The following is an 18,116-nucleotide window of genomic DNA, read 5'->3' as shown; positions in this document are numbered from 1 at the left end:
GGTAACCGGTGCGGGGGCGCGGCTTCGGGGGCCGGTTCGACCGGCGAGGACGTGCGGATCACGCTCTCGCGCCGAGAGCGAGGTTCAGTCATTGCCGCAGCTGCCGGCCGTGAGCGTTCCGGCCCGAAGTAACGCGGCCATGGGCTCCCCCGGGCGGCACACGCCACGGGGCCCGTTCCCCGCCAAACCCGGACCGCTGTGCTGACCGGAGTCCGGGCCTTGCCGGCGATATCGCCGCATCAGCCGCGGGAGGACCGAACCAAGAGACGCTTTCAGTACCGGCCGGAGATGGTGCTGATCGAGGACACGGCCACGGCGGAGCAGTTCGACGTCACCCGCGACGAGGACGAGGCGTTCCGGGTCTGGGCCATCATCGAGACGCTCCGGCACACCGGCATGCGGCTGGAGGAGCTGCTGGAGGTCACACACCTCGCACTGGCGGACTCTCGCCGCCGAGGCGGGTGCCGATCGCACCGCCTTTTACGGCACCCGGCCCTACGCCTGCCTCCGCGTCGAATTCGAACGACGCCTGCAAGCCCTCCAACAACGTGGCGACCGTCCAGATCCCCGTGACGCCCAGATCGTCCGCCTTAAGACTGCCGCAGCGCACACCCACGACTGCTCCTGCAATTGACGGAGTGTCAGCCGCGTCAGCGGTGCGTGGTGCGGGCAGCGTGATCCGATCAGGCTCGCTCATTGTCATTATCGACCGTGGATGGGGTCGGGCTACCGGGATGGACTCGTGTCGTCTGGCGAAGTAGCGTTGAGTCCAGCGGGACCTCTGCGGCAGCCCGGACGCAAAGTTCGGAGAGAAGCCGGTCTCGTCGTCTCGGTGGCCCAGATGCCGGTCGTCGACAACATTCCTCTCGGCCAGGAATCCCGGTCGGCAACCGATTCGCGTTCGACACCGAACCGATCGACGCGGCTCACTCGCCCGCAAGCAAGCGAGGTCATCGCCGCCTACTGGTTGGCTCGCTGGGTCCGGCGTCATCGCCCGCCACACCGAAGCTGTGCAACATCGCCTCGATGCGGCCGTTCGGCCGGAAACCGACAGTCCAATCGACCGGAACCGTGAACTCCCACGCTGTCCACGAAAGGAAACACACGACATGAACACCCCGACTCGTATCACCGACTGCCCCGAGCGTCAGATGCTCGAATACATGCTTGACCACACCCGGGCCGAACTGATCGACACGGTGCGGGGCCTATCTGAAACAGAGTCCCGCCGCCGTCTCGTCCCGTCCATGACGACGTCGATCGGACTGGTCAAACACGCCGCGTTCGCAGAAAGGAAGTGGTTCCAGCACATCTTGGGGGGTTTACCGGAATCCGAATGCGACGGTGCGATGGTGGGCGAGGCCAGTTTCGTGGTCAGCGACCACGAAACGGTCGCCGACGTGATCGCCGAATTCGAGCGCGCCAGCAACCGCGCACGAACGATCGCCGCCGACATCGACCTCGACGCCACCCGAGGACACCCTGCTTTCGGCACCGTCAGCCTGCGATGGATCTACCTGCTCATGATCCAGGAATTCGCCCGCCACGCCGGCCACAGCGACATCCTGCGTGAGCAGACCGGCGCCACCCGCCGGACTTGAGCCAGACCGCCAGATCCCACCCAGGCGGCACCACGACGGGCGTCGTTGGACGCACCGAATCGGCGGACCGGTCTCCATCGCGGCCACAACCGAGTACGGCCAGCCGGGGATCAACTGGTTGTTCTCGCCGTACCCACAGCCGACGTTGTGGAAACCGACGGGCTTGATCCGAGCGAGGGGGCAGAGCCCTTGAGGTTAAAAGTCAAGCTGACCCCGCTCAGGCCAGGAGGAGGGCACGGTCCCAGTGCGTGGCCGGGGCGGTGTCGGTGGCGAAGGTGCGCAGGGCCAGGGCGGCGCCCGCCGCGCCGGTGAGGAAGCCGGCCGGGTCGGCGGCGAGGCCGCCGTGCGCGAGCGGCGGCACCAGGCCGAACGGGTCGTCGATGTCGGCGAGGTCCAGGACGCGTTCGGCCAGCCAGGGCAGCTGGGCGCGCAGGGCGGCGTCCCGGGTGTCGTCGGCCATGCGCCAGGTCGCCTGGAGCACGCCGCTCCAGCCGTGGCACAGTCCCGCGTCCGCGAGCCGGCCGGCCACCGGCCCGTCGTAGGTGTGCCGGGCGCCGGCGAGGGCGGACCGCCAGGCGGTGACGGCGGTGTCGCGCCACTCGGGGACGTCCAGCGCGCGTCCGGCCAGGTACAGGGCCCGGGCGATGCCGACGGTGCCGTGGCACCAGGACGGGCGGCCGGGCGCGGACTCGCCGGCGACGACGGTCCCGTCGGGCCCCGGTGTCAGGGTGCTCGGCCAGTGGACGGCCTCGCCGTCGTGGCGCCGTACGGCCATCAGCCACGCGGCGAGGGTCCGGATGGCGTGTTCCTGTCCGGGGACGGTCGCTCCGGCCTCCCAGGCCAGCGCGAGCAGGGCGAGCGGGCCGGACGCGCCGTGTGCCATGCCGGGGTCGGCGTGGCCGGTACCCGGTTCCGCCGTGGCGGGGCCCCCGCGGTCCCGGCCGGTCCACCAGCCCGGCAGCGTACGGCCGTCGAGGCGCAGCGGCGCGGTCAGCCCGGTGAGCGCGGCGAGGACCTCGGCGAGCGCGTCGCAGTCGCGCACCCGGGGGTCCAGGAGGTGGGCGCCGAGGCCCGCGAGGCCGGAGAGGACGTCGTACGTCCCGTTGTCCCCGCGCGCGCCGTCCTGCGGGCGGCGGCGCCGTTGCCGGCCGGCGAGGGTGCGGGCGAGGGTCCTGACGTGCCCGGCGAGCCGTTCGGCGGCCGCGAGCGGGCGTCCGGAGACGAGGGCGGCGCGGGTCAGGGCGAAGGAGAGCGCGGGGACGCCCCGGTAGAGGCCGGGGGCCTCGGCCAGCACGTCGTCCGGTGTCGTCCGGGCGAGGCCGGCGGCGTCGCTCAGCCAGCGGTGGGCGGTGTGCCGGGCGTGGCCGTCGGCGGTGCCGCGTTCGAGGTGCAGCAGGGCGATGCCGGGCATGCCGTCGCCCAGGGTGAGGGCGCGGGCGGGGTGGCGGTGGTGGGGCAGCCATTCGCGGACCTGGCGCGGGTCGGCGAGCCGTTGCGCGATGTCCTCGGACAGGACGGCCGCTCGTCGCCGCTGGCTCGCGCCGGTGTCGGCGGGGGCCGCGCCCACGCCCGGCCGCGCCGGGTGCCTCCGGCCGTGCGCGCGGGTGCGGGTGGCCGCTCCTCCGCGCGCCGGCCCGGGCCGGCCGTCGCTGTCCTGCCGCACTGTCCCTGCCCCTTTCGGTGCCGCTCGTCCTTCCCGGCCTTCCGTACCGTCGTGTACGCGCACGGGCGGAGGCGATGCGGGTCGGCTGGTCACGAAAGGGACCTTAGGGGCGTCCGATCAATCATCGATCAATGATCGATCAATCCCGGCGGCCGATCGTTCATCGGAGGCCGGCGCCACCCCCTTGCCCGATTGTTCAACAATCCCTAGCCTCTTGGTAGTTGCCCCGGTCGACGCCTCCGGCCCCAGGGCCCGGGCCCGGCCTCTGCGAGACCTCTGCGAGGTACATCCATGGGAACGACCGCATCACCGCCCCGCCGACCGCCCGCCCTCACGACCCCGGCCGAGGCGCGGGCCGCGTTCCGCGCCGGCCGTGCGGAACCCACCGCCGGCTGGTCCGCCGGCCGCGCCCAGGCCAATCTGATCGCCGTGCCCGAGGACTGGGCGTACGACGTCCTGCTCTTCGCCCAGCGCAACCGCCTGCCCTGCCCCGTCCTGGACGTCACCGACCCCGGCGTCGCCACGACCTCCCTCGCGCCCGGCGCCGACCTCCGCACGGACCTGCCGCGCTACCGCGTGTGGCGGGACGGGCGACTGGTCGCCGAACCCACCGAGGTCACCGGGCTGTGGCGGGACGACCTCGTCGCCTTCCTCATCGGGTGCAGCTTCACCTTCGAGAGCGCGCTCCTCGAAGCCGGCGTGCCCCTGCGCCACATCGAGCAGGGCCGCAACGTCTCGATGTACGTCACCGACCGCCCCTGCCGGCCCTCCGGGCGGCTGCACGGGCCGCTCGTCGTCTCCATGCGCCCGATACCGGCCGCCCTCGTCGAGACGGCTCGGCGGCTGACGTCCCGCATGCCGGCCGTCCACGGCGCGCCGGTGCGCTGCGGGGACCCGGCGGGGCTGGGCATCGCCGACCTCGGCCGGCCGGACTTCGGCGACCCGGTCGTCGCCCACCCCGGTGACGTACCGGTCTTCTGGGCGTGCGGCGTCACCCCGCAAGCCTCCCTGATGGCGTCGGACCCGCCCTTCGCGATCACGCACGCGCCGGGGCACATGTTCATCACGGACGTCCCCGACAGCGCGTACCGGCTGCCGTGAGGCCCGTACCGCCTCCGGTCACCCGGCCGCCGCGGCGGGGGCCGGGTCCCAGTCCCCGATGCGCTGGTGGTCCTCGCGGCGGGCCTGGCGGTAGCGGCCGGCCGCAACGCCGTACGCGCGTTTGAAGGCGTTGGCGAAGGCGAACTGCGAGGTGTAGCCGATGCGCTGGGCCACCACGGCGAGAGGCGCGTCGGTGTCCCGCAGGATCCTGGCCGCGAGAGTCAGCCGCCACCAGGTCAGATAGGTCAGCGGCGGCCTGCCGACCAGGGTGGTGAACCGGCGGGCGAACGCGGCCCGGGACATACCGGCCCGGGCGGCGAGCGCGGCCACCGTCCACGGCCGTGACGGATCGTCATGCAGGGCGCGCAGGGCGGCACCCACGGCCGGATCGGCCAGGGACCGGCACCAGCCGGTGCCCGGCAGGGCGGACCGCTCCTCGTACCAGGCACGCATCAGGTAGATCAGCAGCAGTTCCAGGAGCGCGGTCAGCGTGACGTCGGTGCCCATCCCCGGGGAGCGCAATTCGTCGCCGAGCAGGCCGATCGTGGCGCGCAGCGAGGGGTGCCGGCCGTGCCGGGCCGGCAGGTGGATGACCTCGGGGAAGTCGGCGAGCAGCGGATGGGCCCGGGCCTGGTCGAGCCGGTAGGCGCCGCACAGCAGCACGGCGGGCTCACCGCCGCCGGTCAGGGTGCAGGCCGTACCGTGCGGCAGGAACACCGCGTCGCCCGCGGCGAGCACCACCGGACCCCCGCCGCCGGCGGCCCGCAGCAGACAGGTCCCCTCCAGCACCACATGGAACCCGGCACCCCCGAAGGGCTCCACGTCCCTGCGCCAGGTCCCCCGGAATTCCGTCAGCGCGGAGTAAGGGCGGCCGGTGCGCAGGGCGGCGATGGCGTCGCTGAGTACATCCATGGGTCGAGTATGCGTGCGGCGTCGGAGCGGCCGGGCCCCAGGGCGCGCGAGGTGGAAGCGCTCGACGCCCGGCGGCCTCCACGGCCGGATCGTCCGGTGGTCACTGGGACTTGGCCGGGAATTCGCGGAGGTGAGGCATCGCACGCGGCTGAAGCCGGGAAGCCGAAGGGATCTTCCGGGCCGCTCCCGGGCCGGCCTACTCCGGCGCCCTCGACGGCAGCACCGACAGGCACGCCGGCCATCCACGCACCGGTTCGGCCGGCGGCAGCGCCGCCGCCTCGGCCCGCGCCGCGTGTTCGACGATCGTGTAGGCGATGCCGGCGTCCAGGCCGTCGGCCCCCAGCCCGGCCAGGGGCACCCGGACCGTCACCACGTCCTCGCGCGCGACACGGGCGACGGCGAGGCCGGTGAAGTCACGGCCGTCGGTGCCCACGTGCAGCAGTTCCACCGGTTCCGGCAGATACGCGTACCAGGCGTCGCTGCTGCGGCCCAGCGCGTCCAGCAGCCAGGCGTGGCGGGGCAATGACGTACCGGCAGCGCCGTCGGGCACCCAGAACTCGCTCTCGTGCCCGGGGGGAGCGTCGCGGGCGGGGCCGGCCCCGGCGATGGTGCGGAGCAGTGCGGCACGATCGGCCCGCGGGTCGGGCAGGAAGGTCGTGGCGGTGCCGTCGGGCCAGTCGACGGTCACCTCGGCCCGGGCCGAGGAGAGGTCGACCGCCCGGACGCGGAGTCCCAGCGGCGCGCTTCCCCGCTGTACGGCCGCCAGGTCGACGAGCAGGGGTGCCCACCATTCGGCGGTGGGCAGATCCGGGGCCGGCCGGCGGGGATGAACGCTCATCGTGGTGCCTTTCCGGAATGCGCGGCTGTGCCGCCCGCCTCGGGTGGAGGCGGGCAGCACGGCCGGGAGGGGTTCGGGCCTCAGATGTTGATGGAGTCCTTGACCCAGTCGGGGCACCGTCCCGGCGTGTTCTCGCAGAAGGCGGTGATGACTCCCTTGGACTTGCCGTCCCCGTTGGGCGGGACACGGAAGTCGACACCGGCGCGAATGGTCTTGACGTCGACGACCCGGCAGGTCCTGAAGATCCACCAGCCGCTGCACTTCACGTGCAGGACTTCGGTGCGGTAATTGTAGGTGGTCCGGGACCCGGCGAGCGGTTCCTTGCCCGTGGGGCCGGGGCGCGGGTATTTCGTCGTCGCCCTGACCGCCTTGAGGCTGAGGTTGTGTTTCTGTTCGACCTTGGCGAGGCCGAACCCCCGGTCCAGCGCGGGGTTGTAGTACCCCCGGCGCATGACCGTGTCCCAGCCGTCCCGTTCCTTCCACTGACCGACCACGTCGTCGGGGCCGGCCTGCGCCTGCTGCCGGTCGGCCTGCGGGCGTGCCTGCCTCCCCGCGGCGAGATCCTCGATCGCCGGCTTCGATATGCCCTGCCGGTCCAGATCGGCCAGCTTGAACGTCGAGCCCTTCGACAGGCCGGGGCCTCTGTCGAACAGGGAGAACTCGACGTCACCGCTCGAACCTCGATCGGTGGACGGTGCCGTCCCGGCGGCCGACGCCGGTGCCGCCGCCAGCAGTCCGGCGGTGGCCGCCAGGGTGGCGGCCAGAGCGCCCCAATGCGCTTGTGCCTTGTTCATGCTCCCCCTTGGCAGTGCGATGGCGGAACTTCTCCTCCGGACAGCCGCGACCGAAGTGACGCGTGGTTCCGGCCGCGAGTCCGGCACCAGCAAGCTAGGCGCGGCCCATGCCCCCGTCGAGCCCCACGAGCGATGATGCGCCAGCCGCCGGGGCCGGCATGGCCGCGCCTGGTCAACCGCGCGATCCGTGCGTTTTCCACGGGGGTTTCGGGTGTTCGGCACGGCCCGGGAGTCTCTCTCACCGCTCCTGGTCACCCGCTTTCGGCCACAGCTCACAAGGACGCGTACGGCCGGACCGGCGCATCCGCTTCCGGCACGGGTACCGACCCGGATGTGGCCGAAAGGTGCCCGGTGCGCGCGACCGGCTGGGGGGCCGCGGCCGGCCGGCGGCGAGACGCTGGCGTATGGACCGGGCACGATTGCCTATTGGCCGTCTCGCCGCCGTTGCCTAGCGTCGTGGGCATGCAGACGATCACTTTGGGCGAGGTGGAGATCACCCGCGTCGTGGAATGGCACGCGCCGGTCGCTCCCACCCCCGCCATATTCCCCGCCAGTACCCCTCGGATGTGGAAGGAGAACGAGTCCTGGCTGGCGCCGGACTTCTGGGTCCCGGGTACGGACGAGCTGGTGGCCAACGTGCAGACGTGGGTGCTGCGCAGCGAGGGCCGTACGATCCTGATCGACACCGGCGTCGGCGACGACAAGGAACGGCCGGACATGCCGGTCTGGTCGCACATGCGGTCGGGCTTCCTCGACCGGCTGGCCGCCGCGGGGGTCCGTCCGGAGGACGTGGACGTCGTGGTGAACACCCATGTGCACTCCGACCACGTCGGCTGGAACACCCGGCTGGTGGACGGCGCGTGGGTGCCGACGTTCCCCAACGCGACGTACCTGGTGCACAAGGCGGACTTCGACTACTGGAATCCGGCCAACGGCCATACGCAGCGCGGTGTACTCGGCGACATGAGCGTCGCGCAGGCGGCCGGTGACATGTTCGAGGACAGTGTGGCACCGGTGCACCGGGCGGGCCGGATGGTGCTCTGGGAGGACGCGCACCGCATCGACTCCCACCTCGCCCTGGAGCCGGCACCGGGGCACACGCCGGGCTCCTCGGTGGTGCGCCTGGCGTCGGGCACCGACCGGGCGCTGTTCATCGGCGACCTGGTGCACAGCCCGTTGCAGTTCGTCGAGCCGGACTGCGACACCTGCCTGAGCGAGGACCAGGAGCAGGCCGTCCGCTCGCGCCGCCGGATCCTGGAGGAGGCCGCCGACACCCGGGCCCTCGTCCTCCCGGCGCACCTGCCCGGGCACGGAGCTGCCGAAGTGCGGCGTGAGGGCGGCAAGTTCGCCCTGGAGCGGTGGGCGGCGTTCGACCGTACGACGGATAGCCTCGCGCCGTGAGGAACGGCGGACCGGCGGGTACGCCCGCCGGCCCGCCGGCTCAGCGGAGCCTCACTTCCCTCCCTTGATCGCGAAGGGCAGGCTCCGCGAGAAGAAGGACAGGTCGCCGTTGCCCGCCGAGACGCCCGCGTCCGCGCTGGTGACGTCGCGGGGAGCGGAGGCGGCGACGGCCACCCGCAGCCGGTAGGCGGCGCTGGCACCGGGGGCCAGCGGGCCCTTGACGACGGGGCGCAGTTTGGCGCTCATGCCCGGGTCGCAGCCGCCGCCGACGAGCGCGACGCGTTCCCAGCCGCGGCCGGGCAGGTACTGCTGGAGGACGAGGTCCTTGGGGGTCAGGGCGTGGGCGTTGCCGGCGCCGTAGGCGAAGTAGGAGGCGAACAGCCGGGGGTAGGCGCGGTCGGTGGTGTTCTTGACGGTGAGCGTGAACTCGCCCGCCCCGCCACCCCGGGTGAGCGCGGTGCCGGACTTCCAGCCGCTGACGGAGACCGCGGGCCGGGTGGCGGTGGTGGTACGGGCGGCCGCGCGGTGGGTGCGGCCCTTGCCGTCGTCGACGGAGGGGGTGACGGTGAACGTCCCGGGCCGGTCGAGGTCCTGGTACCGAAGCGCCACGGTGTGGGGGTGGTCCGCGCTCGCGGCGGCGGTGAGAGGGAAGGTGAAGACGCCGTGCGTCGGGTTGCTCTCGTCGCCGGGAGTGGTGTCCAGGTCGATCCAGCGGTGGGTCCTGGGCTCGTAACGCTGCACCATCAGGGAGGCGGTGCTGAAGCCGTGGCTGTCGACGTCCAGGCGCACGGTGCCCTTGGAGACGGGGGTGCGCAGGGTGAGGGAGGAGTTCGTCCACAGGCCGATCGGGGCCTGGGCGGGCAGGCTGTGGGAGAACCGCTCCGCGGCCTTGCCCACCGCGCCGAGCGCGGGGGCGTCGGCGGCGACGGCGTTCGCGGCGTTCACCGACGAGGCGGTGGCCGCGTCGCGCGCGGTGTCGCCGCAGCTCTCCACCGCCTTCGCGCCGGCGGCTGCCGGTATGGCCGCGGCCTGTCCCGCGGTGCCGCCGACGAGCGCCAGTCCCGCCGCCAGCGCCAGCACCGACCCCACAGCGGCGCTCCGCACGCCCACCGACCGCCGCTGTGCCACTCTTTGCCTCATGTACCGCCCCCTGGGTCCGGGTTGTACGCACACGCGTACGTCTGTGGTGTACGAGATTGCCTTATGGAACTGATGGTTCCCTCCACCACCGGAAATATCGCGAAATCACGTGGACGTGACGCGTGTTGTTTCCTCTGGGTGGCCGGGCGTCCACCGTACCGGTCGGCGCCCGCCGGCCGACTCACGCCCGGGTGTTTCGGGGGGCGGGTATTCCGGGGGAAACGATGGGGGCCGATCGGGGGACACGCGGTTTCCCCCGGGCGTTCCCCCGGGCGGTGGACCCGCTCGAGGGGCGCCGGTTCCTAGCCTGGGCTGCCTGGGGCGATGACGTCGCAGGAGAACCGTCACAGGAAGGAGCGTTCCGCACATGAACCGGTCCCGAGCACTCGTGGGCGGCACCGCCGCGGTACTGCGGCTGCTGGCTCAGCATCCGGACGACGGTGTGTCCGTCCGCCGTCTGACCACCGACCTCCGGCTCCCACCCGGCACCGCCCACGCGCTGGTGGCCGGCCTGCGGTCCGAGGGGCTGGTCCGGCAGGACCCGGCGACCGGTCGCCTCCGCCCGGCCGGCCCCCTCGATCCCGCGACGCCCGCGCCCGACTGCAACGGGGTCCGCTCCTCCGCGATGACCTGGGCGGACGGGCTGGCGGCGCACAGCGGCATGAGCGTACGGCTGGCCGTCAGGCATCCCGGCGGGGCGCAGATCATCCATCACGTGTTCCGCCCCGACAACAGTCCGCAACGACTCGTGACGGGCGAGGTGCGCCCCGCCGGCAGCGCCCTGGTGCGGGCCCTGGCCGCCCCGCACGACCGGCGGTGCGTGTACGCGCCCGACGCCGAGGAGCCCGGGAGCGGCTCCCTGGCCGTCGCCGTCACGTGCCCCGGGCCGGTTCCCCGGGCCGCCGCGCTGAGCCTCACCGGCCCGCGACGGCTCCTGGATCCGGCCGCCGGCCGGGCCGGGAGGTACGAGGCGCTACTGCGGGAGGCCGCGGACGCCATCACGGAGGATCTGGCGCTCGCACCGGCCCGATGACGGCGCCGATATCGGGAGGAAGGCCGGGGCAAACGGGACGAGACGGGGGCGAAGTGAAACCAGTGGGGCTGCCGGGGGCGTCCTGTCCGACGTACTGATCACCGAAGAGACGGAGATACGGCGTTGGAACGCGCAGGAGCAGCACCGAACCGCCGCACGATACTCACCCTCGGTACCGGGGCGGCACTGGCCACGGTCATCCCGGCGGGCGGCGGGGCACACGCCGCGTCGCCGGCCGGGACCGAGGTCCTCCGGCAGCTGAGGGAGCTGGAGCGGGAGCACTCCGCCCGTCTGGGGGTGTTCGCGCGCGACACGGCCACGGGCAGGACCGTGCGGTACCGCGCGGACGAGCGGTTCCCGATGTGCTCGGTGTTCAAGACGCTGGCGGTCGCGGCCGTCCTGAGGGACCTCGATCGCGACGGCGAGTTCCTCGCCCGCCGCATCCGCTACACGGAGAAGGACGTCAAGGACTCCGGCTACGCCCCCGTCACGGGCGAGCCCGCGAACCTCGCCCACGGCATGACCGTCGGTGAACTGTGCGCCGCCACCATCTCGTACAGCGACAACGCCGCGGCGAACCTGCTGTTGCGCGAGCTGGGCGGCCCGACGGCCGTCACCCGCTTCTGCCGCTCGACCGGGGACGCCACGACCCGCCTCGACCGGTGGGAGCCCGAGCTCAACTCGGCGGAGCCCACGCGCGTGACCGACACCACCAGCCCGCGCGCCATCGGCCAGACCTACGCCCGGCTCACCCTCGGGCACGTCCTCGCGCCCGGGGACCGCGAGCGGCTGACCGGCTGGCTGCTGGCCAACACCACCAGCGGCGAGCGCTTCCGCGCGGGCCTCCCCGGCTGGACCGTGGCGGACAAGACCGGCGGCGGGGAGTACGGGACCAACAACGACGTGGGCATCACCTGGCCGCCGGGCCGGCCGCCGATCGTGCTCGCCGTCCTGACGACCCGGCACGAACCTCACGCACCGGCCGACAACCCGCTGGTCGCCAGGGCCGCCGCACTGGTCGCGGCGGCACTCACCTGACCGTCGCGAGCGGGCCGGGCGTCCCGTCAGGGGCGCCCGGCGGGCCGGCACCGCCGCCGGTAGTAGCCGTACGTCAGGGCGAGCAGCAGGGGTCCCCAGGCGAGGAACAGACCACTGACCGTCGCCGCCAGCACCCGCCACCAGTCGTTGGAGAACCCGGCGGTCGCGTGACCGCCGATCTGGAAGGTGGTGACCACCCAGTCGAACAGCAGCGCGGTGAAGACGAGGACGCCCAGGAGCGCCGGCACGATCACCGCGAACGGTGGGACGCGCCTGCCGCGCAGCACCGGGACCCAGCCGGGTACGACCTCGCCCCAGGGGCGCACCAGGCCGAAGCACAGCAGCGCGAACGCCTCCGACAGCACGCTGAGCCCGAAGATGTAGCAGGCGGAGGCCACTCTTCCCCATGTCGGCTCGCCCAGGTCGGCTCCCATGGTGAACCCGAACGCGATGGGCAGTCGCCACAGGCACACGGGCAGGGCGACCAACGGGATCGCGTGCGCGACCCGTTCGGCCCAGCGGGGCACGGGTCGCAGGGTGCCGCGCGGTGTCGCGGTCGAGGGGATCTCTGCGGTCGTCGTCATGGGAACCAGCCTCTCCGGTCGTCGGAGGGCGGTCGTCATGCCCGAGATCGTTTCCCCTCCCCCGTACGGCGGAGCACGCGTCAATGCGCCGACGTCCATGTACGGGCACTGGTTTGCTCGCTTGAAGGGCAGTCGCAGTGCTGGGGTGTTGTCGTCACGGCATGCGAGCTGTCAGCGCGCCGCGGCGCAGGCGGCGCACCGCTCCGCGTGCCAGGAGGGTGCCGGTGGCCCGGTGCAGCGCCACCGTCCCCAGGAGCGGGTTGCCCTCGCGTGATCCGGTCGCACCCGGCGGAAGAGCGTTGCGACGGGCGAGCGAGGCGGTGAGCAGTCCGTCGTAGCAACGGGCGGCGTCCTGGGGTGCGAAGGCTTGAGCGACGCGTTCGCGGGCGACTGCCCCCATCCGGGCGCGCAGCTGCTGGTCGTCCATGAGTCGCAGCAGAGCGGCGCTGTAGGCGCGGACGTTGACGCGCGGTACCAGGAGACCGTCGACGCCGTCGCGAATGATCTCGCGTGGGCCGTGCGGGCAGTCCGTGCTGACCACGGGCAGTCCGCACCGCATCGCCTCCGTGATGGTCATGCCGAAGGACTCCTGCGCCGAGGTGATCGCCGCTATGGATCCTTTGGCCCACTCCGGGTCCAGTGGGGTCACGGCCCCCATGAGCCGCACCCGGTCGCCCAGGCCGCGGCGTTCGACGTCGGCGGCGAGGCGGTCCTTCTCGGGGCCTCCACCGTAGATCCGCAGGGTCCAGTCGGGGCGTTGTGCGCTGATCCGGGCGAAGGCTTCGATGAGCATGTCGTACCGCTTCACCCGGGTCAGGCGTCCGGCGGCCACGATGACCTTGGCGGTGTGGTCGGCCGCGGCCGCCGGGGCGCTGGGCACGCTGTTGGGAATGGCCGTGATCATGTCGTGCGGGAGGCGCAGGCCGGTGCGGTGCGCCCGGGCATCGGCCCGCGTCATCGTCACCAGTGCGTCGAGACGCGGGTACCAGCGTTGCAGTTGGCGGCGGAGACGGTGCGGATGGGTGTCATGCGTGAGGTGTTCCTGGCCGATGCGCAGGGCGTCGCGGGGACCGAAGCGGGCGAGCAGGACGTTGAGTCCGGTGCGGGCACTGATCACGGCGTCCGCGTCGGTCGCGGCCAGCCAGTCGATGATCCGCTGCTCGGCGAGGCGGTGGTACTGGCCGGCGCGGCTTTCGCCCGCGGGAAAGTAGATGCCGGGCTGTACGGCGCGCGGATCCGCCATGTCCGGCGCGGAGCGGCGACGGTCCACCAGAGCGGTGAGGGGCATCCCCGGTGGCGGCTCGAGCAGCGGTCTCGCCCGGTGCCGGAAGACGGAGACAAGGCTCACGTCGTGCCGCTCGGCGAGGGACGCGGCCAGGTTGAAGGTCGTGCTGGTCGTGCCGCCGATGGCATAGGCATTGTGCAGCAGAAACGCGATGCGCATGGAGATGCCATCCTCAGCTTTTCTCTGTTCTTACAGGCTTCTGGTTCGGGGCGCGTGCCGCAGCTCGCGCGTCCGGCCGCAAGTCGCGCACTTCCGGGGCTGCCGGAAATCAAGCAACCGCGAATTCCTGGAACGACTCACCAAAGAAACGTTAAAAGCAGGTATCCGCTGAGGCATCGGCAGAAAGTCGACGGTGTGCGGTGACGAAAGGATGAGTCAGCGCGGCGGAATATACTTAGGTATGGAATCAGGTGTATAAGCAAGCACGCTGCGGCCTGTAGCGATATGCCGGGCCAGTCGGCGACGTATGCTTCGCCGTTGTGAGCTGGAAGGAAATTTCCCCTGTCCGTCGTGGTCGCATCACCGATGCGGTGGTCGTGATCGGGGCGGCGGGTCTTTCGATGGCCGTGGGCTACGCCCGGGCCCGGGGTGTGTGGCTGTACCCGCGGCTCACGTCGATCGTCCCCCTGGCACTGGACCATGTCCTTCCGCCGCCGTTCAAGGGCCGCACGGATCTGCTGGTGCCGCTGGCGGGCAGTGCGCTGTTGTGGTGGCGACGCCGGTGGCCGGTCCCCATCGCGGTGGTGCTGGCGCTCTTGTCGACCATCTGGCCGCTGATTCCCGCGGCCCTCGTCGCCTTGTTCACCGCGGCCGCCATTCGCCCCTGGCGGACCACACTCGCTGTCACGGCGTCCGCGCTGCTGCCCTTTGCGCTGTACTTGGCGCTGCACTCGCAGCTCGTCGGTGTGAAGATGCCGGCGGCGGCACCCACGGGGAGTGTCCTGGTGGGCGTGCTGGTGAGCGCGGCCGTCGGCTGGGGCCTGTTCGTACGCGTATCGCGCGAGAGCACCGAGCACGCAAGGAGTGAGGCGGCTTTGCGCGCCGACCACGTCCGTCAGCGCGAGCGCGAATCGCTGGCACGCGAAATGCACGACGTCCTCGCGCACCGCCTGTCCCTGCTGAGCCTGCACGCGGGAGCGCTGGAGGTGAACCCCGGCGCACCCGCTGACCAGGTCAGGCAGGCAGCAGCGGTCATCCGCTCCAGTGCTCATCAGGCTCTGGAGGATTTGCAGGAGGTTCTCGGCGTGCTGCGCGCCCCCCTGACCGACACGACACGGTCCGAACCGCCCCAGCCGGTGCTGGCCGATCTGGTCCACCTGGCAGGAGTCGCGCACGGCCGGCATGCGGATCGACCTGGACGAGTCGGTCACCGACGGGGCGAAAGCACCCGGTGCCACAGGGCGGACCGCATACCGGGTCGTACAGGAAGCTCTGACCAACGCCCGCAAGCACGCCCCCGGCCAACCTGTGACGATCACGGTCCACGGAGCACCAGGTGCGGGACTGACCGTGGAGGTGACCAACCCGGTGCCCGAAGGCACCAGGCCCCGCGTCCCCGGGGGCGAGCTCGGCCTCATCGGCCTCCAGGAACGCGCGGCTCTGGTCGGCGGTGCCCTCACCTATGGTCGGCACGGACAGACCCACCGGGTCCAGGCACGGCTGCCGTGGCCCGCATGATCCGGGTCCTGCTCGTCGACGACGATGCCCTCGTCCGCGCGGGCCTGCGCATGATGCTCGCCTCCGCCGACGACATCGAGGTCGTCGGCGAGGCCGCCGACGGGGGTGAAGTCGAGGCGCTGGTGGATCAGCACACCCCCGACCTCGTCCTCATGGACATCCGGATGTCCACCGTCGACGGCCTGGAGGCCACCCGCCGTCTGCGGGCCCGCCCCCGAGCGCCGGAGATCGTGGTGCTGACCACGTTCATCAGCGATGACTACGTCCTGCGCGCTCTACAGGCCGGAGCTGCGGGTTTCCTGCTCAAGCACACCCACCCGGACCGGATCATCGACGCGGTACGCCGGGCCGCGGCCGGCGAACCGGTCATGTCGCCCGAAGCTCTGGGCCGGCTGATCGGCACGGTGACGACCGGCCCACCCGGCGCCCCCGTACCAGCACCGGCCCCGGTACGGGAAGGTGAAGCCCAGCGGCTGCTCAGCCTTCTCGGAGAGCGTGAGCTCGAGGTCGCAGTGGCCATCGGCCAAGGAAAGGCCAACGCCGAGATCTCGTCCGACCTCTATATGAGCGTGCCCACCGTCAAATCCCATGTCTCGCATATCCTGGCCAAACTCGGTTTGAACAACCGCGTGCAGATCGCCCTGTGGGTCTACCGTTCCGGCAGAGTGTGATATCGCGGGTTCACCGACCGAAACCGTCAACTCCTGGCGGTGTCACGCTACGCAGCGATCCGCGGTCCCGGTTTGGTCTGCATACGGTGGCGTGCTGGTGGGCTCCGGGCGCCTTGAGGCTTTGGCGACCGGTGCTTGCCCGATCGGGGTCCTGGTACGACGATGCCCGCAGCGGACCCACAGGCGCCGCTCCCGATCACCGTGTGACCCAGGGAGGCACCAGTCGTGATCACGTTGACAGAGACGCTCGCCGTCGACACCGTGGAAGAGTTCCTGACGAGCGAGGAGGTCGCCCGCTTGTCCCGGGCGATGGACGCCTTCATCCAGCGGACCGGTTGGAAGCCCGCCTACGTCGGCGAAGAACTGGGTGTCCTACCCGACGAGGTCCAAGGTGCCCTCCAGGCAGCGACCTTGCGTCACCTGCCGGAGATCCGCCGCGCCTTTCCCTCCGCCACGGGCTGCTCCCCCTGGCAGCTCATCCAGTTCGACGCCGCTGAAGGCGCCGTGCGCCACCTCGACGGCATCGGCGCCGACCCGCTCACCGCCCCCCGCCACGTCGCCCGCATCGGCGTCACCGTCCAGGACGCGCAAGCCGGCGGTCAGTTCTTCTTCGAGACCACCTCCAGCCCTCACCTGTGGGACCCGCGCTTCGGTGAAGGAGCGGCGCCCGGCTACGCCGACGGCATGCGTTTCACCCGCATCGCGCCCCACGACAAGATCTCCCGGCAGGACCCGGAGACCGACTGGATCCACCAGGTCCGTGGCACTCCTTGGACCACGCCCGCCGGCGCGGGCACCGCCATCGTCTACGGCGCCCAGCTCATCCACGGCATCACGCCCGTCACCGAAGGCCGCTGCCGCAAGTTCATCACCGGCCTCATCGCGGGAGACTGACTACCCCTTCCCCCTAACCAAGGCCGCCGGCCCGGACCGGCGCGTGGAGCGCGCACTTCGGTGCCCGCCGCCCGCGCGCGCCAGGGCGTGCGTGCCGCAGCTTGTAAGAGGTGACCGGGCTGCCGGAGTCAGGCGCAACCTGGTGCTCTCGGTGCGCTCCCCGGGTAGTCACAGGGCCCACTGGCTGCTCTGGATGAGCCAGGGCATGCTGTCGTTTCCCCGGGGAGATGTGGATGTTCACAAGACGCGGTCTCGGTGTGGTGTTGTGTTCCCTGGCTCTGGCCGGCTCGTCCCTGGCGTCGTCCTCGGCGTCCGCCACCGGAGGCAACAGCGAGATGGCGTTCGTCTGCACCGGGAAGGAGAGGGGCTCCTCCAATCCGGGCCTCGGGCTGCTGCCGAGACCTACCCGTCTTAAGGCGACGCCCGGTACACCTGCTCCGGCGGGCCCGGTCGGACCATTCCGGCCACCGGGCATTTCGTGGGATCGGCGAACGCGTCCTGCGCCTCGGTGGACAGCCCCACCGGACAGGAGGAGGTCCGCTACGCGGACGGCCGGAGGTCGGTCATCGACTACACGAGTTCGACCGCCGTCCGCCTCAGCACGGTCACCCGCGTCATTCTCAACGGCACTGTGACCGAAGGCCGGGGCAAGGGCCAGAGCGCACGACGGACCGTCATGACGCTGGCCACTCGGGTGCCGGCGGCGGACTGTCTGCTGCCCGCGCCCGTCAACCATGCCGCAGGCGGCGTACAGCTGGACGTCGGGCCGGCCTGAGGGCACACGCGTCGGCATGAGGCACCGGGTCGGCACGCCGCAGGAGCGGGGCCGTTCACCGCCCGCCGGTGCCCTGCCGGCGCAGCGACATCGCCAGGAGGGCCAGCCACACCCCGACGAGCGTGAGGTGGGCCCGCTGCGGAAGGCCGTGCCAGCCCGGGTGGCCGAACAGCGGCCCGACCGTGGACACCGCGGTCAGCAGCGCGGCGCCGAGCACCCAGGGACCCCAGCGGCGGATCAGCGGCCACCGGGCGCGGTCGGTGACGGACGCGGCGACGAGCAGGGCCATCGAGCCGAAGAGCGCCGCGTGGGCCAGTGCGCTGGTGGTCGTGTGCCAGGGATTGACCACCTCGCAGGCGGTGTTGACCGAGGGCGCGCAGCGCATCGGCACGATGACGTCGGCCACCGACGCGGCTGCGAAGGCGACCAGGAACCAGCGGCCGGCGGCCGGGCGGTGGGGCCGTGGCAGGGCACCGGCGGCGACGAGCAGGGCGGTGACGGTCTCGATGCCGCCGAAGAGCGTGTGGAAGGGCTGGTCGGCGGCGTAGAGCTCGCTGACGTAGGAGTGGCGGGGGTCCAGGCCGGTGGGCAGGACGGCCTCCAGCACCCAGGCGTTGTACAGCACGGCGGCGGCCATGAGCGGCCACCACGCCCGGGCGTCGCGGCCCGCCGCCCGGCGCGCCCCGGCCGGGCCCGGCCGGCCGGGGTG

Annotated in this window: 18 protein-coding genes and 1 pseudogene; 10 read left to right on the top strand and 9 right to left on the bottom strand. The window is 72.1% G+C overall.

Going from position 1 to position 18,116, the window contains the following annotated elements:
- Nucleotides 1–272 precede the first annotated feature (272 nt).
- A complete protein-coding gene (locus J7E86_RS15330) occupies nt 273–425 on the bottom strand; it encodes a hypothetical protein (RefSeq protein ID WP_215082232.1) in 153 nt (50 codons plus the stop codon).
- A 684-nt stretch (nt 426–1,109) separates the two neighbouring features.
- Between J7E86_RS15330 and J7E86_RS15325 the strand changes: the two genes are divergently transcribed.
- The gene (locus tag J7E86_RS15325) at nt 1,110–1,601 is read left to right on the top strand and encodes a DinB family protein (protein WP_215082231.1); all 492 of its coding nucleotides are present in this window, start codon (nt 1,110–1,112) and stop codon (nt 1,599–1,601) included.
- 217 nt (nt 1,602–1,818) lie between these two features.
- On the opposite strand, the gene J7E86_RS15320 is transcribed toward J7E86_RS15325, so the two are convergent.
- Nucleotides 1,819–3,264, bottom strand: coding sequence for a lanthionine synthetase C family protein (locus J7E86_RS15320; protein WP_215082230.1), 1,446 nt, complete (start codon nt 3,262–3,264; stop codon nt 1,819–1,821).
- A gap of 291 nt (nt 3,265–3,555) precedes the next feature.
- Between J7E86_RS15320 and J7E86_RS15315 the strand changes: the two genes are divergently transcribed.
- A complete protein-coding gene (locus J7E86_RS15315; RefSeq protein WP_215082229.1) occupies nt 3,556–4,365 on the top strand; it encodes a putative hydro-lyase in 810 nt (269 codons plus the stop codon).
- Nucleotides 4,366–4,383: 18 nt separating this feature from the next.
- On the opposite strand, the gene J7E86_RS15310 is transcribed toward J7E86_RS15315, so the two are convergent.
- The 3 genes from J7E86_RS15310 to J7E86_RS15300 all read right to left on the bottom strand — a co-directional run bounded on the left by J7E86_RS15310 (nt 4,384) and on the right by J7E86_RS15300 (nt 6,909).
- Nucleotides 4,384–5,277, bottom strand: a complete 894-nt coding sequence (locus J7E86_RS15310) for an AraC family transcriptional regulator (RefSeq protein WP_215082228.1) — start codon at nt 5,275–5,277, stop codon at nt 4,384–4,386.
- 196 nt (nt 5,278–5,473) lie between these two features.
- On the bottom strand, nt 5,474–6,115 hold the full coding sequence (locus J7E86_RS15305) for a hypothetical protein (protein ID WP_215082227.1): 642 nt from the start codon (nt 6,113–6,115) through the stop codon (nt 5,474–5,476).
- A gap of 80 nt (nt 6,116–6,195) precedes the next feature.
- Entirely contained in the window at nt 6,196–6,909 is a 714-nt protein-coding gene (locus J7E86_RS15300) for a hypothetical protein (RefSeq protein ID WP_215082226.1), read from the bottom strand.
- Nucleotides 6,910–7,371: 462 nt separating this feature from the next.
- Here J7E86_RS15300 and J7E86_RS15295 point away from each other — a divergent pair, with 462 nt between their 5' ends.
- The gene (locus tag J7E86_RS15295) at nt 7,372–8,310 is read left to right on the top strand and encodes an MBL fold metallo-hydrolase (RefSeq protein WP_215082225.1); all 939 of its coding nucleotides are present in this window, start codon (nt 7,372–7,374) and stop codon (nt 8,308–8,310) included.
- Between the two features lie 51 nt (nt 8,311–8,361).
- Here J7E86_RS15295 and J7E86_RS31630 read toward each other — a convergent pair whose 3' ends face one another.
- Nucleotides 8,362–9,450: a hypothetical protein gene (locus J7E86_RS31630; RefSeq protein WP_215082224.1), complete on the bottom strand. Its 1,089-nt coding sequence runs from the start codon at nt 9,448–9,450 to the stop codon at nt 8,362–8,364.
- Between the two features lie 367 nt (nt 9,451–9,817).
- Here J7E86_RS31630 and J7E86_RS15285 point away from each other — a divergent pair, with 367 nt between their 5' ends.
- Together J7E86_RS15285 and bla are read left to right on the top strand one after the other, a co-directional pair.
- Nucleotides 9,818–10,483 (top strand): helix-turn-helix domain-containing protein, encoded by a 666-nt coding sequence (locus J7E86_RS15285; RefSeq protein ID WP_215082223.1) that lies wholly within the window; start codon nt 9,818–9,820, stop codon nt 10,481–10,483.
- A 123-nt stretch (nt 10,484–10,606) separates the two neighbouring features.
- Nucleotides 10,607–11,521 (top strand): class A beta-lactamase, encoded by a 915-nt coding sequence (gene bla, locus J7E86_RS15280; RefSeq protein WP_215082222.1) that lies wholly within the window; start codon nt 10,607–10,609, stop codon nt 11,519–11,521.
- A gap of 26 nt (nt 11,522–11,547) precedes the next feature.
- Here the strand turns inward: bla and J7E86_RS15275 are convergent, their stop codons facing one another.
- Together J7E86_RS15275 and J7E86_RS15270 are read right to left on the bottom strand one after the other, a co-directional pair.
- On the bottom strand, nt 11,548–12,105 hold the full coding sequence (locus J7E86_RS15275) for a hypothetical protein (protein WP_215082221.1): 558 nt from the start codon (nt 12,103–12,105) through the stop codon (nt 11,548–11,550).
- Nucleotides 12,106–12,259: 154 nt separating this feature from the next.
- On the bottom strand, nt 12,260–13,549 hold the full coding sequence (locus J7E86_RS15270) for a glycosyltransferase family 4 protein (RefSeq protein ID WP_215082220.1): 1,290 nt from the start codon (nt 13,547–13,549) through the stop codon (nt 12,260–12,262).
- A gap of 401 nt (nt 13,550–13,950) precedes the next feature.
- Between J7E86_RS15270 and J7E86_RS32040 the strand changes: the two are divergent.
- The 5 genes and pseudogenes from J7E86_RS32040 to J7E86_RS15255 form a co-directional block, all read left to right on the top strand.
- A pseudogene (locus J7E86_RS32040) lies at nt 13,951–14,637 on the top strand (sensor histidine kinase); the annotation flags it as partial.
- Between the two features lie 94 nt (nt 14,638–14,731).
- The gene (locus J7E86_RS31080; RefSeq protein WP_251019180.1) at nt 14,732–15,067 is read left to right on the top strand and encodes a sensor histidine kinase; all 336 of its coding nucleotides are present in this window, start codon (nt 14,732–14,734) and stop codon (nt 15,065–15,067) included.
- The gene (locus tag J7E86_RS31075; protein WP_251019179.1) at nt 15,064–15,738 is read left to right on the top strand and encodes a response regulator transcription factor; all 675 of its coding nucleotides are present in this window, start codon (nt 15,064–15,066) and stop codon (nt 15,736–15,738) included. The genes J7E86_RS31080 and J7E86_RS31075 overlap by 4 nt, the downstream gene beginning before the upstream one ends.
- Before the next feature lie 225 nt (nt 15,739–15,963).
- On the top strand, nt 15,964–16,632 hold the full coding sequence (locus tag J7E86_RS15260; protein ID WP_215082218.1) for a hypothetical protein: 669 nt from the start codon (nt 15,964–15,966) through the stop codon (nt 16,630–16,632).
- A 478-nt stretch (nt 16,633–17,110) separates the two neighbouring features.
- Nucleotides 17,111–17,407, top strand: a complete 297-nt coding sequence (locus J7E86_RS15255; protein WP_215082217.1) for a hypothetical protein — start codon at nt 17,111–17,113, stop codon at nt 17,405–17,407.
- A 55-nt stretch (nt 17,408–17,462) separates the two neighbouring features.
- On the opposite strand, the gene J7E86_RS15250 is transcribed toward J7E86_RS15255, so the two are convergent.
- Nucleotides 17,463–18,044: a DUF998 domain-containing protein gene (locus J7E86_RS15250; RefSeq protein WP_215082242.1), complete on the bottom strand. Its 582-nt coding sequence runs from the start codon at nt 18,042–18,044 to the stop codon at nt 17,463–17,465.
- Between the last annotated feature and the right edge of the window lie 72 nt (nt 18,045–18,116).

It is taken from the genome of Streptomyces sp. ISL-11 (assembly GCF_018614525.1).
Lineage (GTDB): Bacteria > Actinomycetota > Actinomycetes > Streptomycetales > Streptomycetaceae > Streptomyces.
This window is presented reverse-complemented; position numbering and strand designations above follow the sequence as displayed.

Excerpts from the sequence above, each read along its gene's own strand:
- J7E86_RS15325 (WP_215082231.1), top strand. The coding sequence starts at position 1,110 with ATGAACACCCCGACTCGTATCACCGACTGCCCCGAGCGTCAGATGCTC.
- J7E86_RS15315 (WP_215082229.1), top strand. The coding sequence starts at position 3,556 with ATGGGAACGACCGCATCACCGCCCCGCCGACCGCCCGCCCTCACGACC.
- J7E86_RS15310 (WP_215082228.1), bottom strand. The coding sequence starts at position 5,277 with ATGGATGTACTCAGCGACGCCATCGCCGCCCTGCGCACCGGCCGCCCT.
- J7E86_RS15305 (WP_215082227.1), bottom strand. The coding sequence starts at position 6,115 with ATGAGCGTTCATCCCCGCCGGCCGGCCCCGGATCTGCCCACCGCCGAA.
- J7E86_RS15300 (WP_215082226.1), bottom strand. The coding sequence starts at position 6,909 with ATGAACAAGGCACAAGCGCATTGGGGCGCTCTGGCCGCCACCCTGGCG.
- J7E86_RS15295 (WP_215082225.1), top strand. The coding sequence starts at position 7,372 with ATGCAGACGATCACTTTGGGCGAGGTGGAGATCACCCGCGTCGTGGAA.
- J7E86_RS31630 (WP_215082224.1), bottom strand. The coding sequence starts at position 9,450 with ATGAGGCAAAGAGTGGCACAGCGGCGGTCGGTGGGCGTGCGGAGCGCC.
- J7E86_RS15285 (WP_215082223.1), top strand. The coding sequence starts at position 9,818 with ATGAACCGGTCCCGAGCACTCGTGGGCGGCACCGCCGCGGTACTGCGG.
- J7E86_RS15275 (WP_215082221.1), bottom strand. The coding sequence starts at position 12,105 with ATGACGACGACCGCAGAGATCCCCTCGACCGCGACACCGCGCGGCACC.
- J7E86_RS15270 (WP_215082220.1), bottom strand. The coding sequence starts at position 13,549 with ATGCGCATCGCGTTTCTGCTGCACAATGCCTATGCCATCGGCGGCACG.
- J7E86_RS31080 (WP_251019180.1), top strand. The coding sequence starts at position 14,732 with ATGCGGATCGACCTGGACGAGTCGGTCACCGACGGGGCGAAAGCACCC.
- J7E86_RS31075 (WP_251019179.1), top strand. The coding sequence starts at position 15,064 with ATGATCCGGGTCCTGCTCGTCGACGACGATGCCCTCGTCCGCGCGGGC.
- J7E86_RS15250 (WP_215082242.1), bottom strand. The coding sequence starts at position 18,044 with ATGGCCGCCGCCGTGCTGTACAACGCCTGGGTGCTGGAGGCCGTCCTG.